Origin of the sequence: Leclercia sp. LSNIH1 (assembly GCF_002902985.1) — a bacterium.
Taxonomy (GTDB): Bacteria; Pseudomonadota; Gammaproteobacteria; order Enterobacterales; family Enterobacteriaceae; genus Enterobacter.
The window spans coordinates 2182095-2196772 of sequence record NZ_CP026167.1 but is presented as its reverse complement, the minus strand read 5'-3'; the positions used below and the strand labels follow the sequence as shown (position 1 = coordinate 2196772).

Here is a 14678-nt window from a genome sequence, read left to right as displayed (position 1 = left end):
AAGCATTAACTTCAACAAAAACAGGATGCCCCTTAGTGAAACTGCGCGCCTATTGCCGTAACACCCTGCTTTTTATCAGCCTTTTATTTTCAGGATTAACCTCAGCCGTCGCCGCCGACTGGCCGCGTCAGGTGACGGACAGCCGCGGAACGCACACCCTTGAGAGCAAACCGACGCGGATTGTCTCCACCAGCGTGACCCTCACCGGCTCCCTGCTGGCCATTGACGCCCCGGTGGTTGCCAGCGGCGCCACCACCCCGAATAACCGGGTGGCGGACGATCAGGGTTTCCTGCGCCAGTGGGGAGAGATCGCGAAAGAGCGTAAGCTGGCGCGGCTCTACATCGGCGAGCCGAGCGCAGAAGCGGTGGCCGCCCAGATGCCGGATCTGATCCTCATTAGCGCCACCGGGGGCGATTCCGCCGTCGCGCTCTACGATCAGCTCTCCGCCATCGCCCCGACGCTTATCATCAATTACGACGATAAAAGCTGGCAGGCGCTGCTGACCCAGTTGGGCACGATTACTGGCCAGGAGCAGCAGGCCGCGGCGCGGATTGCGGAATTTGATAAGCAGCTCGCCCGGGTGAAGCAGCAGATGAAGCTGCCGCCGCAGCCGGTGAATGCCATCGTCTACACCGCTGCCGCCCACAGCGCCAACCTCTGGACCACCGAATCGGCGCAGGGCAAGCTGCTGCAACAGCTCGGCTTCTCTCTTGCCCCCCTGCCCGCCGGGTTGAATCCGTCCCAGAGCCAGGGCAAGCGCCACGATATTGTGCAGTTAGGGGGTGAAAACCTGGCCGCCGGACTGAACGGCGAAGGGCTGTTCCTGTTTGCCGGGGATGGGAAGGATGTGGAGGCGATCTACGCCAACCCCCTGCTGGCCCATCTGCCGGCGGTGCAGAACAAACGCGTCTGGGCGCTGGGGACGGAGACCTTCCGTCTGGATTATTTCAGCGCCACTCGGGTGCTGGAGCGGTTAGAGGCCTTATTTAAATAGTCGTGCATGTTGATGCCCGGTGGCGCTGCGCTTACCGGGCCTACGGTTCGGGGGGGGTTGTACCGTGCGGCCTGATGCCCGGTGGCGCTGCGCTTACCGGGCCTACGGTTCGTGCCGGTGTAGGTTTTGTAGGCCGGGTAAGGCGTAGCCGCCACCCGGCACATTCCACCGCGTTAAACCGTGGCAATCTCCTGCCGGAACCGGCGTAGCTCCGCCAGCACCACCAGCAATATCGCCCCCACTATCGCCAGCACAAACCCGCTGCTGCTCGCCGCCGCTACCGGGGTCATGATCGCCCCCAGCCCGCCGAGAATGGCGGCACCAATCGCATCGCCGGTGACGTTTTGCGCCGTCCACAAGCCGTTGATCCGTCCGAGCATCGCCTCCGGGGTCTGAGTCTGGATCAGGGTGTATTGCAGCAGCGAACTCACCGCGCTCAGCCAGCCAAACAGCGCCAGGCAGATCACCCCCAGCCCCCAGACCGGCATCAGGCTGAAGAAGCCGATGGCGATAAACGAGGCCAGGGTCGCCAGCAGCATAATCAGCCCCGGACGGGCACTCTGCGCCAGATTGCCGCTGGTGAGGGCGCCAAAGGCTGCACCCAGCGGGATGGCGGCATAGAGCAGGCCAATCTGCGACACGCTCATCTGCCACGCAATCGCCAGCGCCGGATAGAGCACCCGCACCGCGCTCGCCATCGTCAACAGCCCGCCCAGCAGGGCGATGCCACCGATCAGCGGATTGCTGAATAGAAAGCGGATCGCCGCCAGCAGCGACTTAAGCGGATGCTCGCGCGGCTGGGGCGGAGGCGGCAGCAGCGGCAACCGCAGCAGGGTTAAGGTGGTGATAAAGGTGCCCGCCGCCGCCAGGCCGTAGTTCCAGGCCACGTTCCCGGTGCCGAGCAGCAGGCCGCCGACCATCGGCGAGATCACCGATCCCAGACGCACGGTGAGCATGGTGATGGCTCCCGCCTGCATCAGGTTCTCACGCCCCACCAGCGCAGGTGTCGCCGCCAGCAACGCCGTCACCCCTAATGATGCAAAAAAGCCATCCCACAGACCGAGGGCATAGATGGCAATTAATGACGGCTCCGGCAGCAGCGCGTTCAGACAGAGGCCGACAAAGCCCACCCCGCAGGTGCCGCGGGCCAGCAGAATCAGCTTCTTACGCTCGTAGCGATCCGCCAGCACTCCGCCCACCATCAGGCCGATAAACATCGCCCCGCCGGTGAGGGTAACGGAGAGCCCCACCAGCCAGCTGGAGTGGGTCATCATCTGGATTTGTACCGGGACGGCCACGCCGAGCAGGCCAAGGGATAAAATAGAGATAAAACGGGCAATAAAAACAGCACGAAACGCCGGATGGGTCTTCAGCAAACTCAGATTGAGCAGCCAGGATTGTCGGGTCATTACAAAGCCTTAATGGTTTCTTTTGTACCAATTCCATGGCCGCACATGCTAACATAGCTAAATAAGATAGATAACGATAATTACTATCATTATCAAATCATGGACGTAGCTATGTCGTACTCCCTTTCCGCGTCACGCGCCGTTGCCGTGCCCGGCTTACTGTTACTGCTCACGCTGGCGATTGCCCTCAGCCTGTTGGTGGGTGCCAAACCGCTGCCCTTTTCGGTGGTGGTGGATGCCCTCTCCGCCACCTGTCAAAGCGCCGACTGCACCATCGTGCGGGATGCCCGCCTGCCGCGCACCCTGGCCGGCCTGCTGGCCGGTGCTGCCCTCGGTCTCGCCGGGGCGTTGATGCAGACCCTGACCCGCAACCCGCTGGCTGACCCCGGTATTCTCGGCGTTAACGCCGGAGCGAGCTTCGCCATCGTGCTGGGCGCGGCGCTGTTTGGCTTTTCCTCTCCCGGCGAACAGCTGGTGATGGCGCTGTGCGGCGCCTTTGCCGCCTCCCTGCTGGTGGCCTTTACCGGCAGCCAGGGCGGCGGCCAGCTCAGCCCGGTGCGCCTGACGCTCGCGGGCGTGGCCCTCGGCGCGGTGCTGGAGGGGCTCTCCAACGGCATCGCCCTGCTCAACCCGGACGTTTACGACCAGCTGCGCTTCTGGCAGGCGGGCTCTCTGGATATCCGCACCCTGCAAACGTTGCAGGTGGTGAGCGTGCCGGTACTGATCGCCGCCGCCGTGGCGCTGCTGTTAAGCCGGGCGCTCAACAGCCTGAGCCTCGGGAGCGACACCGCTACCGCGCTCGGCAGCCGGGTGGCGCGCACTCAGCTTCTGGGATTACTGACCATCACCGTATTGTGCGGAAGCGCCACGGCGGTGGTGGGCCCCATCGCCTTTATCGGCCTGATGATGCCGCACATGGCCCGCTGGCTGGTGGGGGCCGATCACCGCTGGTCCTTGCCGGTAACGCTGCTTGCCACCCCTGCCCTGCTGCTGTTTGCCGATATCCTCGGTCGCCTTCTGGTACCGGGCGAGCTGCGGGTATCCGTGGTCAGCGCCTTTATCGGCGCGCCGGTGCTGATCTTCCTGGTGCGTCGCAAGCGCGGAGGTGGAGTGTGATGGCCCCTTCCCGTCGTTTAGTATTCAGCTGCCTGCTGCTGGTGCTGGTGAGTCTCGCCGTGGCGATCGTCAGCCTGCAAAGCGGCGCGGTGACGCTTGATATGAGTCAGGTCTTTAACGCCCTCACCGGCAGCGCGCCGCGCAATATCACCATGGTGGTGACGGAATGGCGACTGCCAAGGGTGATGATGGCCCTGCTGGTCGGCGCAGCGCTGGGGATCAGCGGTGCGATTTTCCAGTCGCTGATGCGTAACCCGCTGGGCAGCCCGGACGTGATGGGCTTTAACACCGGCGCCTGGAGCGGCGTGCTGGTGGCGATGGTGCTGTTTGGTCAGCACCTGACGGCCATTACGCTTGCGGCCATGGCGGGGGGTATTCTCACTTCGCTGATCGTCTGGGCGCTTGCCTGGCGCGACGGGATCGAGACCTTCCGCCTGATCATCATCGGCATCGGCATGCGCGCCATGCTGATGGCCTTTAATACCTGGCTGCTGCTGCAGGCATCGCTGGAGACCTCGCTCTCTGCCGGGCTGTGGTTCGCCGGGTCGCTTAACGGCCTGACGTGGGCCAAAACCCTGCCCGCCGCCCCACTGATCCTGCTGATGTTTGTTTGCGCCCTGGTGCTGGTGAAGCGCATGCGGCTGCTGGAGATGGGCGATGACAGCGCCTGTGCGCTGGGGGTGAGCGTCGAGCGTTCGCGCCTGATGCTGATGCTGGTGGCGGTGGTATTAACCGCCGCGGCCACCGCTATCGCCGGGCCGATCTCCTTTATTGCGCTGGTGGCGCCGCACATCGCCCGCCGCCTGAGCGGTACCGCCCGCTGGGGGTTAACCCAGTCGGCGCTGTGCGGATCGCTCTTGCTGCTGGCGGCGGATCTCTGCGCCCGGCGGCTGTTTATGCCCTATCAACTTCCGGTGGGGGTGGTGACCGTCAGCCTGGGCGGCATCTACCTCATCGTCTTGCTTGTTCAGGAGTCCCGCAAGAAATGAGTGCCAATCTGACCCGCTTGCGCGGCGACAATCTGACCCTTGGCTACGGTAAGAAAATCGTGGCCGAGGATCTGCAGGTGGCGATCCCCGACGGCCACTTTACCGCCATTATCGGCCCCAACGGCTGCGGAAAATCGACCCTGTTGCGCACCCTGAGCCGCCTGATGACCCCGCTGCACGGCAGCGTTTATCTCGATGGGGAGCAGATCCAGCGCTTTGCCAGCAAAGAGGTGGCGCGCCGGGTCGGGTTGCTGGCGCAAAACGCCACCACGCCGGGGGATATTACCGTCCAGGAGCTGGTGGCGCGCGGGCGCTATCCGCACCAGCCGCTGTTTACCCGCTGGCGTAAAGAGGATGAGGCGGCGGTAACCAAAGCGATGCAGGCCACCGGTATTACCGACCTGGCGGCGCAGAGCGTGGATACCCTCTCCGGCGGGCAGCGCCAGCGGGCGTGGATTGCGATGGTGCTGGCCCAGGAGACGTCGATCATGCTGCTGGATGAGCCGACCACCTGGCTGGATATCAGCCATCAGATCGATCTGCTGGAGCTGCTGAGCGACCTCAACCGCACCCAGGGCTTTACCCTGGCGGCGGTGCTGCACGATCTGAACCAGGCCTGCCGCTATGCCACCCATCTGATTGCCCTGCGCGACGGCAAGATTGTGGCGGAGGGGGCACCGAAAGCGATCGTCACCCCGGATCTGATCGAGCGGATCTACGGGATGCGCTGCATGATCATCGACGACCCGGTGGCGGGCACGCCGCTGGTGGTGCCGCTGGGACGGCGGTAGAAAAACGCCGGGTGGCGGCTACGCCTTACCCGGCCTAAAAAACCCTTATGGCACGAACCGTAGGCCCGGCAAGCGCAGCGCCGCCGGGCATTGTGGCTACCCCAATATTTCCTTCAACACCGGACCGATGTGCTCAAACGCCTGCGGGGAGATGATCTCCACATGGGCGCAATCCTGATGGTAGACCTCCAACTCCCCTACCCACGGCGCCCAGGCCTTGTGGGGCTCCATCGTTCGCGTGCGTTCCGCAACAAACAGCGTCGCTTTGCCGTCAAAGGTTGAGCTGTGCGCCGTGGTCAGCAGGCGCACCGCATCGGCGTAATTGCCCTCGATCATGCTGAACAATTCCCCGGATGCCTGCCCCTGCTGGGCGGCGAGGAACGCCTGTCGCTCACGTTCAATCTCCGCTAAAACTTCGGGATCCAGGCCGTTGGCCTCTTTTTCGGACCAGTTTTGCGTCTCCGGCGGCCAGGTGTCGAGCAGGCCGAGGAACGCCACCTCTTCTCCCTGCGCGCGCAGGCGAGCGGCGATCCCCTGAGCCAGGGTGCCACCCAGCGAATAGCCGAACAGATAATAAGGCCCGCGCGGCTGTTGAGTCCGGAGCGTCGCCAGATGGTGCTCGATCACCTCGTCCAGGGTAGCGCCGTTTTGCATCGGCCCCGGGCGCGGCGACTGAATGCCAATGATCGACCAGCGCGGGCTCAGGTAGCGGGCCAGGACGCTGAACTGCCAGGCAAAACCGGAGGCCGGATGGAAGCAGAACAGCGTCGGGCCGTGGCTTTCGCGCAGAGGCAATATCGTCTCGTAGCCCAGACGCTGAGCCTGCTCGTCGCTGATGTCGGATGCCAGTAGCGCACTCAGCTTGCCCACCGTCGGGGCCACCATCACCTGGCCGGGGGTTACCTGACGGGCAAAGTGGCGGCTGAGGCTGGCGGCAAGGCGCATCGCCAGCAGCGAGTGGCCGCCGAGGGCAAAGAAATCCGCCTCGATATCGTTAACCTCACACCCCAGCAGGGCGGAAAACGCCGCGGCAATGGTCCATTCGGCGTCGGTTTGTGGCGGGCGCCCCTGGGCTTTAACCGTCAGTTCCGGCAGCGGCAGCGCCTTACGATCCAGCTTGCCGTTGGCGCTCAGCGGCAGGTCACTGAGTTGCAGTAACACTACCGGCACCATGTGCGGCGGCAGTTGGGCTTTCAGCGCCGTTAAAAGCGCATCGCGATCCAGCGGCAGGCCGGATTCCGAAACCACGTAGCCCACCAGTTGCCGGGCATCGCCGCCGGTATCTGCCGCCTGGTTGATGACGCAGGCGTGGGTCACCGCCTGGGCCACGTCCGGCAGGGTCAGCATGGCCCGGTCGATTTCACCCAGCTCGATGCGCTGGCCGCGAATTTTCAGCTGATCGTCGCTGCGGCCCAGATACTCCACCGCGCCGTTATCCAGCCAGCGGGCCACGTCCCCGGTGCGGTACATGCGCTCGCCGGGGGCAAAGGGAGCGGCGATAAAGCGGCTGGCGGTCAGATCCGGGCGGCCCAGGTAGCCCTGCGCCAGCTGAATGCCGGTGAGGTACAGATCCCCCGCCACGCCGAACGGCACCGGGCGCATCATCCCATCCAGAATGCGCAGGCCGGTATTCCACACCGGGAAGCCAATCGGCACGCTGTTACCTTCTACTGCCGCCAGCTCCGGGCCATACGCCGGATACCAGCTGACATCCACCGCCGCTTCGGTGGGGCCATACAGATTATGCAGCGGCACCTGGGTGAGCTGCTCCCACTCCCGGCACAGGGCGGTGGGCAGGGCTTCGCCGCTACAGAACACCTGCTTCAGGCTGGCGCAGCAGGCAACATTTTCCGGGGTCAGCGACGCGACAAACGCCGCCAGCATCGACGGCACAAAGTGGGTGGTGGTGACGCCATATTTCCCGAAGAATTCCTGCATCGCCAGCGGATCGCGGTGCGCCTCCGGCTCGGCCATCACCAGCTTCGCCCCGGCGATAAACGGCCACCAGAACTCCCATACCGAGACGTCAAAGCTGCACGGCGTTTTTTGCGCCACCACATCCGCGGCGGTGAGCGGGTAGTGGTTTTGCATCCACAGCAGGCGGTTGACGATGGCGGTCTGGCCGACCATCACCCCTTTCGGTCGTCCTGTTGAGCCGGAGGTAAAGATGATATAGGCGGTCTGTTCCGGCCTGCTCAGGTGCAGAGGTCTGGCATCGGCCGCAGACAATAGTATGTTGTAACTAAAAGTCGCCACCGGCAGATGGTCAAAGCGCGGGCGCTGGTCGTCGGTAGTGATCAGCAGCGAGGGTTGCGCATCCTCGATCATCATCTGCAGGCGATCGTCGGGATAGCCGGTGTCCAGCGGCAGCCACGCGGCCCCCACTTCGACAATGGCATGCAGGGCCAGGGTCAGGAACACCGAGCGCGGGAGCGCCACCGCCACGCTGTCGCCGGGCTTCACCCCGCGCTCGCGCAGGAGATGCGCCAGGGCCACCACCTGCTCGCGCATCTGGCGGTAGGTCAGCTCGTATTGCGCATCGGCCAGCGCCGGGGCGTCCGGGGTTTTCGCCGCCTGCTCCGCCACCAGCCCGCTCAGGGTGGTGCGCGGCAGCGGAACCGCGGTCTGGTTAATATTTTCCAGCTGCTGATATTCAACGTCGGAGACCGTTTCGGCCTCGCCGCAGCGCAGGTCGCTGTTGGCGGCAAACTGCGCCAACAGCCCGGGCAGGCGCTCGACGTGGCGCAGCAGGGTGGCCTCGTCGTAACGCTGTTTATTGGCGAGGATCTCAATGCTCAGGCCGCCCTGCTCGTCCGGGAAGAGCGCCATCTCCAGATCGTTGACCGGGCCGGTGGCGAGGGTATGGGTCACCGCCTGCACGCCATCGATATCCAGCTGATAGTCGAAGACCTTGACGTTAAACACCGGGCCAAACAGCGCCTCGTCGCTGGCGGCACGCCCGCTGTCGCGGACAATCTGCTCGGCGTCGTAACGCTGGTGACGGCGCATCTTTTTCATCTGCCCGGCCAGGCGCTGGGCCAGCTCGGGCAGCGTCTCCTGCGGGTTGATGTTCACCGCCAGGGGCAGCACGTTCAGCACCGGGCCGGTGGCGGTCAGCGCCGCGGAGCCCATCCGGCGCATAAAGATAAACCCGGCGGCGTAGCTCATCCGTCCGGTCAGGCGGGCGAGCCAGAGGGCCACCAGCGCCAGGGCAAGGTCGGTGCGCTGGCTCTGGCTCTTATTCGCCAGCTGGCTGAAGGCCTGGCGATCGGCGGTCAGCTTCAGGCGCAAAATATCGGTTGTGGCGGCGCGCCCCGGCAGCGGCGCGCTGGAGAGCGACACCGGCGGCGGCAGCTGCTTACGCTGCTCCGCCCAGAAGGCGCCGTCGCGGGCGTATGCGTCGCTCTGCTGGTAGCGCTGATACTCCTCCACCACCTCCGCAAAGGGGGTAAATGGCGATTCCGGCGTGGCTTCCCCCTTAGACCAGGCGCGGTAAATGGCGGCGATCTGCCGGGTAATAGCGGGGAAACTGAAGCCATCCACCACTAAATGGTGATAGCGCTGATACCAGTACCAGCGGTTATCTGCCACCTGAAGCAGCAGGTGGAAGGCCAGCGGCTGGCCGCTGTCGACGCGCAGATTCTGGTTGAGGTCGGCCTGCAGGGTTGCCAACGCGGCGGCATGCGGGTCGGCGTGATGGCGCAGGTCGATAATCTGCGGTTCCGGCAGGGTAGCACTCTCATCCACCCACTGCCCGATCTCGCCGTTATCCTCGGTAAACCGCATGCGCAGGGTATCGGCCTGCATCATGCCCGCCACCACCGCTTTCGCCAGCAATGGCGCATCCACCGGGCCGGTCAGCTCGACGTAGTGGGCCACGCTCCAGGCGTTGGGCAGGTCGGAGAGCTGTTCCGCCATCCAGATCCCCGGCTGGGCCGCCACGAGAGGATGTTTAACGCTCATGGAGTCACCTGTGCAAAATGGGCCGGGATCAGGGTTTGCCAGTGGGCCGCCAGCCACTGCTGACAGGCTTCCTGCGACTGCGCCTCACACACCACGTGCCAGCCGTCGGGCAAGGCGCACTGCTGCGGCCAGAGGCTGTACTGATTTTGGGCGTTTTGCACAATGGTGAACAGACCCTGCGGATCGTCGAAGGGGTTACTGAATTCCATACCAGACTCCATTATTAAATAAGCGGCTGCCAGAGAGTCATCAGCCCCTGCGTCAGCCCTCCCCGCCAGCAAAGTGCATCATGTCCGCCGTCCACCGGACGCCAGATAACCGGCTGCTGCGTGTGCTGTAGCTCGGCATACAGCGCCTGACAGGCGCGAAAAATCAGTGGCTCACGTCGCCCCGCCTCAAGGACGATGCGCAGGCTCTGGGCCGACAGCTGTTGGTTTTTAAGCTGTTCGATAATGATGCCGTCGTGCTTGCCGCCGCGATGCGGCCACCAGAACGACCCCGACTGGCTGAGCACGCAGCCAAAGCGTTGGGGCCAGTGCAGCCCGGCATAGAGCGCCGAGAGACCGCCAAAGCTCTGCCCGGCAACCACGGTGCGATCGGCGCGGTCGCTGAACGGCGCCAGCGCCTGCACCTGTGGCAGTAGCTCCTCCTGAACGGCGAGCCAGAAATCGGGATTACAGGGGAGCTCGCGGCTGCGATGGTCGGTGTCGATGACGTCGATCAGCACGTAGACCGCAGGCGGCAACTGACCATCGAGGGTGAGCGCCGTCAGCGCGGGCCAGACCGGCATGCTCTCGGCCCAGAACTGCCCGTCGAGCAGCACCGCCAGCGGACGTTCGTTTGGGGATGCTTCGCCGGTGGTAAAGATCCATACCCGGCGGGTGTTGCCGAGCCTTGCGCTCTGCCAGGTGATGCACTGCGCAGGTTGATACGGGGTATCCGGCCGATCCCAGCCAGGCTGTAGCGGCGCCTCGGGCATTTCGAGAGCCGAGACCGGATGGCCGCGTCCGCCGCGCCAGTGCTGCGGGTTGCGCGGATCGGCGATAGCCTTTGGCAGCAGCCTGCGCCAGCCTTCGCGCAGGGCCATGCGGTCCGGCGGGTCGGAGGCAAACACCGCATCCGCAAAGTCGTCGTCGCGTTCAGAGGGGATAAAACAGTAGCTGCCGCGCCAGTGGGGGCTGAACTCGCCCTGCCACTGCCAGACGTCGGTGCCATTAATGCGCTCCAGCGTCTGGGGGCGGGCGTTATGGTGATGATCGGTCACGCCGGTGATATAGAGCCACACCCTTTTTAGCGGCGAGGTCTGCTCCGTGCCCTGCGGGTCGCGCCAGCAGAACGTCACCCGATAATGATCCCCCTCCCGCACCCGGTCGGGTCCCTGTTTCGACTGCCACCAGGCATCACTTCCCGTTTCCAGCGTCGTCACCGATTTAACCCCATGATTTGTTCTGAATTGTTGATTAAAGATAAACAATATCGATAATATTATTGATAACTATTTGCATTTGCAATAGCGTATGGGCGCGCTGTGGGAAGCGCGAACAGTTAATAACCATGCTCTGCGCTGCGTACTGACTCAGGATCGAGGGGTTTTCGCAGACTGCGGGCGATCTCCTTCCGCCGCCTCACCCATTCGGGACGGAGCCATGAGGCATGCGGCATCGAAAAGCAGGACATACAATGAATAATAAGCTTCACTCGCTGACCTTACTGGTCAATCTGGGAATTTACGGTGTGGCACTGCCTGCGATGGCAGCCGAAACCGCCGGGCACGAAGATACCATGGTGATCACCGCTGCCGAGCAGAACCTGCAGGCGCCGGGCGTCTCCACCATTACCGCGGATGAGATCCGTAAAAACCCGTCGGCGCGCGATGTGTCGGAGATCATCCGCACCATGCCGGGCGTTAACCTGACCGGTAACTCCACCAGCGGCCAGCGCGGCAACAACCGCCAGATTGATATCCGCGGCATGGGCCCGGAAAACACCCTGATCCTGATTGACGGTAAGCCGGTGACCAGCCGCAACTCCATCCGTCTGGGCTGGCGCGGCGAGCGTGACACCCGCGGCGACACCGGCTGGGTGCCGCCAGAGATGATCGAGCGTATCGAAGTGATCCGAGGCCCGGCGGCGGCGCGTTACGGTAACGGCGCGGCGGGCGGCGTGGTGAACATCATCACCAAAAAGGTCAGCAACGAGTGGCATGGCTCCTGGAACACCTACCTGAATGCCCCTGAGCACAACGAAGAAGGCTCCACCAAACGCACCAACTTTAGCCTGAGCGGCCCGCTGAGCGACGCGTTCAGCTTCCGTCTGTATGGCAACCTGGATAAAACCCAGGCCGACGCCTGGGATATCAACCAGGGCCATCAGTCTGAACGTACCGGCGCCTATGCCGACACGCTGCCCGCCGGACGTGAAGGCGTGGAGAATAAAGACGTGAACGGCGTGCTGCGCTGGGAGTTTGCCCCGATGCAGGCCCTGCAGTTCGAAGCGGGCTATAGCCGCCAGAACAACCTCTATGCCGGGGATACCCAGAACACCAACAACGACAACAGCAGCAACGGGCTGGTGAAGAAAAATTATGGCAAAGAGACCAACCGGATCTATCGCCAGAACTTCGCCCTGACCTGGACCGGCGGCTGGGATAATGGCATCACCACCAATAACTGGGCGCAGTACGAGCACACCCGCAACTCCCGTCTCGGCGAGGGGCTGGCGGGCGGTCTGGAGGGGCTGTTCAACAGCGATAAGTTCACCGACACCGACCTCTCCGACGTGATGCTGCACAGTGAGATCAACCTGCCGATCGACTTTATCGTCAACCAGAACCTGACCCTGGGCGCCGAGTGGGATCAGCAGCGGATGAAGGATATGTCCTCCAACGGCCAGGCCCTGCAGGGCGGCGCCATTGCGGGAATGAGCGATAATCGCAGTCCCTACTCCGACGCGGAAATCTTCTCCCTGTTCGCTGAAAACAACATGGAGCTGACCGACACCACCATGCTGACCCCGGCGCTGCGCTTCGACCATCACTCCATTGTCGGCAACAACTGGAGCCCGTCCCTGAACCTCTCCCAGGGGCTGGGGGATGATTTCACCCTGAAGATGGGCATCGCCCGCGCCTATAAAGCGCCAAGCCTCTACCAGACCAACCCGAACTACCTGCTCTACAGCAAGGGCCAGGGCTGCTATGCCAGTGCCGACGGCGTGGGCTGCTACATGCTGGGTAACGAAGATCTGAAAGCGGAAACCAGCATCAACAAAGAGATTGGCCTGGAGTGGAAACGCGACGGCTGGCTGGCGGGCGTGACCTGGTTCCGCAACGACTACCGCGACAAGATTGAAGCGGGCTATGCGCCGATCGGCCAGACCTCTGCCGGGAGAACCCGCACCGATATTTATCAGTGGGAAAACGTGCCGAAGGCGGTAGTTGAAGGGCTGGAAGGCACCCTGAACGTGCCGGTCAGCGACGCCATCAACTGGACCAACAACATTACCTATATGTTGCAAAGCAAAAACAAGGAGACCGGCGACCGTCTGTCGATCATTCCGGAGTACACGCTGAACTCCACCCTGAGCTGGCAGGTGCAGCAGGATGTGTCGTTGCAGTCGACCTTCACCTGGTACGGCAAGCAGCAGCCGAAGAAGTACAACTACAAAGGTCAGCCGGCGACCGGATCTGAGCTGGACGAAGTGAGCCCGTACAGCATCGTCGGCCTGAGCGCGACCTGGGATGTGACCAAATATGTGAGCCTCACCGGGGGCGTGGATAACGTCTTTGATAAACGCCAGTGGCGTGCGGGGAATGCCCAGACGACGGGGAATGCGACGACAGGGGCGTATATGTATGGTGCGGGGGCGTATACCTATAATGAGCCGGGGCGGACCTGGTTTATGAGTGTGAATACGCGGTTCTGATGGTTAGGTGGGGTGGGATCGCGTGGGGGGAATATGCGGCGGCGGTGGGGGTTCCGTTCACTTTGCGTTTCTTGCTTCTCTGTTAACAGCGTCACCCGTGAACGTGTCAAGGGGGCTATCGCCGCCCCCTTAACAATCCCGGCTCCCGGCAAGAAAATCGCCGCTTCGCGGTGCCCTCAGCTTATTCCCTCCGGCTTTCGGGTCGGGGGCGATCCTACATCCCTGTAGGTCGCCCCCTCTCGGCGCATCCCTGCGCCTCGCCCCGGCCTGCGGTCAACGCTTCGGCGATTTTCAGCCGGACCAGGGAGCCGCTGTAAGCCCGTTGTTTTTTTTAATTTCTTCATCGCTGGTTTTTATTTTTTTGGTTTTGTAGGCCGGGTAAGGCGAAGCCGCCACCCGGCATTGTTGCGCCGGGCGGCACTGCGTTTGCCCGGCCTACAAACTCAGTCGATCAACGCATCAAACGCCACCCGCCCATCCGGCGTTTGCAGCCAGCGTGGGGCGTTGAGCGTGTCGGCGTAAAAACTTACCAGGTCATACAGCAGTCCTTCCATCACGCGCGCCATCTCCGGCGGCAGGACATTGCTGATTAAAAGCTGCGTGACGGTCTGGCAATAGATGCCCAGCTGATCGCTTTCCGGCTCGAATGCGGGCAGACGGGAAGGCAGATCGTTAAGGGTGAAATGTTCCACCAGGTGCGCCGGGATGGGCTCGTTGAGCGTGGGCTGTAACAGCGCGAGACAGGCACAAAGACGGGCGCACAGCGCCAGTTTTTCGGCGGGTTCGTCGGTTTCCAGCAGGGTACAGGCAAAACGCTCGCAGTGGTTCGCCAGTACGGTGAAATCCGTGTTATGTGAGAACGGTACGGTAAACAATGCCTGAGCAGGGGTTGGGGTAGTAGCCATAGTGGCAGCCTCCGATAAAGTGTTTTAAACCCACCGTCAGAGGTTCCAATCTCATGGCGGTGGACTGAGCGAGGTTGGAACTACCGGCTTTATCGGATACCGGCGCATCTTACGATGCCCCCGCCAGCCCACCATTGAAGTGCAGCAGAGCGTACGACATAAGGCCTCTTATGTCATCGATAAAGTCAGTCAGGGTTCCAATCCCGACGCCTGATTTTGCAGGCGCAACAGGAAGATATCGCGAGGGTATTAAGGAGACAACCATCAAAAACCCATCCCGGAAGCCGCCTCGCAAAAAATCAAAGCAACAATGAAACTCAATAAGAATAAAAGACTTACAGCGACGCCCTGTCCGGCTGAAAATCGCTGAAGCGTTGACCGCAGGCCGGGGCGAGGCGCAGGGACGCGCCGAGAGGGGGCGACCTACAGGGATGTAGGATCGCCCCCGACCCGAAAGCCGAAGGGAATAAGCTGAGGGCACCGCAACGCGGCGATTTTCGTTGCCGGGAGCCGGGGTTGCCAGGGGGGAGGCGGCGAGCCCCCCTGGCACGTTCACCGGTGACGCGGTTTACAGAGAAGCAAGGAACGT

General features: G+C 62.9%; 10 protein-coding genes. 5 read left to right on the top strand and 5 right to left on the bottom strand.

What is annotated here, in order from left to right:
• Window positions 1–35 precede the first annotated feature (35 nt).
• Entirely contained in the window at window positions 36–995 is a 960-nt protein-coding gene (fepB, locus tag C2U54_RS10825) for a Fe2+-enterobactin ABC transporter substrate-binding protein (RefSeq protein ID WP_103178628.1), read from the top strand.
• A 173-nt stretch (window positions 996–1168) separates the two neighbouring features.
• Here the strand turns inward: fepB and entS are convergent, their stop codons facing one another.
• On the bottom strand, window positions 1169–2404 hold the full coding sequence (gene entS, locus C2U54_RS10815) for an enterobactin transporter EntS (protein WP_103178626.1): 1236 nt from the start codon (window positions 2402–2404) through the stop codon (window positions 1169–1171).
• A gap of 111 nt (window positions 2405–2515) precedes the next feature.
• Here entS and fepD point away from each other — a divergent pair, with 111 nt between their 5' ends.
• Genes fepD through fepC form a run of 3 tightly spaced genes read left to right on the top strand, consistent with a single transcriptional unit; the run spans window position 2516 to window position 5300 of the window.
• Window positions 2516–3520, top strand: a complete 1005-nt coding sequence (fepD, locus tag C2U54_RS10810; RefSeq protein WP_103178625.1) for a Fe(3+)-siderophore ABC transporter permease — start codon at window positions 2516–2518, stop codon at window positions 3518–3520.
• A complete protein-coding gene (gene fepG, locus C2U54_RS10805) occupies window positions 3520–4509 on the top strand; it encodes an iron-enterobactin ABC transporter permease (RefSeq protein ID WP_103178624.1) in 990 nt (329 codons plus the stop codon). Before fepD ends, fepG begins: the two co-directional genes overlap by 1 nt.
• Window positions 4506–5300, top strand: a complete 795-nt coding sequence (gene fepC / locus C2U54_RS10800) for an iron-enterobactin ABC transporter ATP-binding protein (protein WP_103178623.1) — start codon at window positions 4506–4508, stop codon at window positions 5298–5300. Before fepG ends, fepC begins: the two co-directional genes overlap by 4 nt.
• Window positions 5301–5396: 96 nt before the next feature.
• Here fepC and entF read toward each other — a convergent pair whose 3' ends face one another.
• The 3 genes from entF to fes are packed head-to-tail and all read right to left on the bottom strand — an operon-like array spanning window position 5397 to window position 10689.
• Entirely contained in the window at window positions 5397–9263 is a 3867-nt protein-coding gene (entF, locus tag C2U54_RS10795; RefSeq protein WP_103178622.1) for an enterobactin non-ribosomal peptide synthetase EntF, read from the bottom strand.
• Window positions 9260–9472 (bottom strand): MbtH family protein, encoded by a 213-nt coding sequence (locus C2U54_RS10790; RefSeq protein WP_103178621.1) that lies wholly within the window; start codon window positions 9470–9472, stop codon window positions 9260–9262. Before C2U54_RS10790 ends, entF begins: the two co-directional genes overlap by 4 nt.
• Window positions 9473–9486: 14 nt before the next feature.
• The gene (gene fes / locus C2U54_RS10785) at window positions 9487–10689 is read right to left on the bottom strand and encodes an enterochelin esterase (protein WP_103178620.1); all 1203 of its coding nucleotides are present in this window, start codon (window positions 10687–10689) and stop codon (window positions 9487–9489) included.
• A gap of 254 nt (window positions 10690–10943) precedes the next feature.
• Here fes and C2U54_RS10780 point away from each other — a divergent pair, with 254 nt between their 5' ends.
• Entirely contained in the window at window positions 10944–13184 is a 2241-nt protein-coding gene (locus C2U54_RS10780) for a TonB-dependent siderophore receptor (RefSeq protein WP_103178619.1), read from the top strand.
• A gap of 443 nt (window positions 13185–13627) precedes the next feature.
• Here the strand turns inward: C2U54_RS10780 and C2U54_RS10775 are convergent, their stop codons facing one another.
• Window positions 13628–14089 carry a hypothetical protein gene (locus tag C2U54_RS10775; RefSeq protein ID WP_103178618.1) on the bottom strand — a complete coding sequence of 154 codons (462 nt, stop codon included), beginning with the start codon at window positions 14087–14089 and terminating at the stop codon, window positions 13628–13630.
• Between the last annotated feature and the right edge of the window lie 589 nt (window positions 14090–14678).

What these genes read in the sequence shown, in the direction of transcription:
- fepC (WP_103178623.1), top strand. Translation starts at nt 4,506, where the DNA reads ATGAGTGCCAATCTGACCCGCTTGCGCGGCGACAATCTGACCCTTGGC.
- C2U54_RS10780 (WP_103178619.1), top strand. Translation starts at nt 10,944, where the DNA reads ATGAATAATAAGCTTCACTCGCTGACCTTACTGGTCAATCTGGGAATT.
- fepG (WP_103178624.1), top strand. Translation starts at nt 3,520, where the DNA reads ATGGCCCCTTCCCGTCGTTTAGTATTCAGCTGCCTGCTGCTGGTGCTG.
- C2U54_RS10790 (WP_103178621.1), bottom strand. Translation starts at nt 9,472, where the DNA reads ATGGAATTCAGTAACCCCTTCGACGATCCGCAGGGTCTGTTCACCATT.
- fepD (WP_103178625.1), top strand. Translation starts at nt 2,516, where the DNA reads ATGTCGTACTCCCTTTCCGCGTCACGCGCCGTTGCCGTGCCCGGCTTA.
- entF (WP_103178622.1), bottom strand. Translation starts at nt 9,263, where the DNA reads ATGAGCGTTAAACATCCTCTCGTGGCGGCCCAGCCGGGGATCTGGATG.
- entS (WP_103178626.1), bottom strand. Translation starts at nt 2,404, where the DNA reads ATGACCCGACAATCCTGGCTGCTCAATCTGAGTTTGCTGAAGACCCAT.
- C2U54_RS10775 (WP_103178618.1), bottom strand. Translation starts at nt 14,089, where the DNA reads ATGGCTACTACCCCAACCCCTGCTCAGGCATTGTTTACCGTACCGTTC.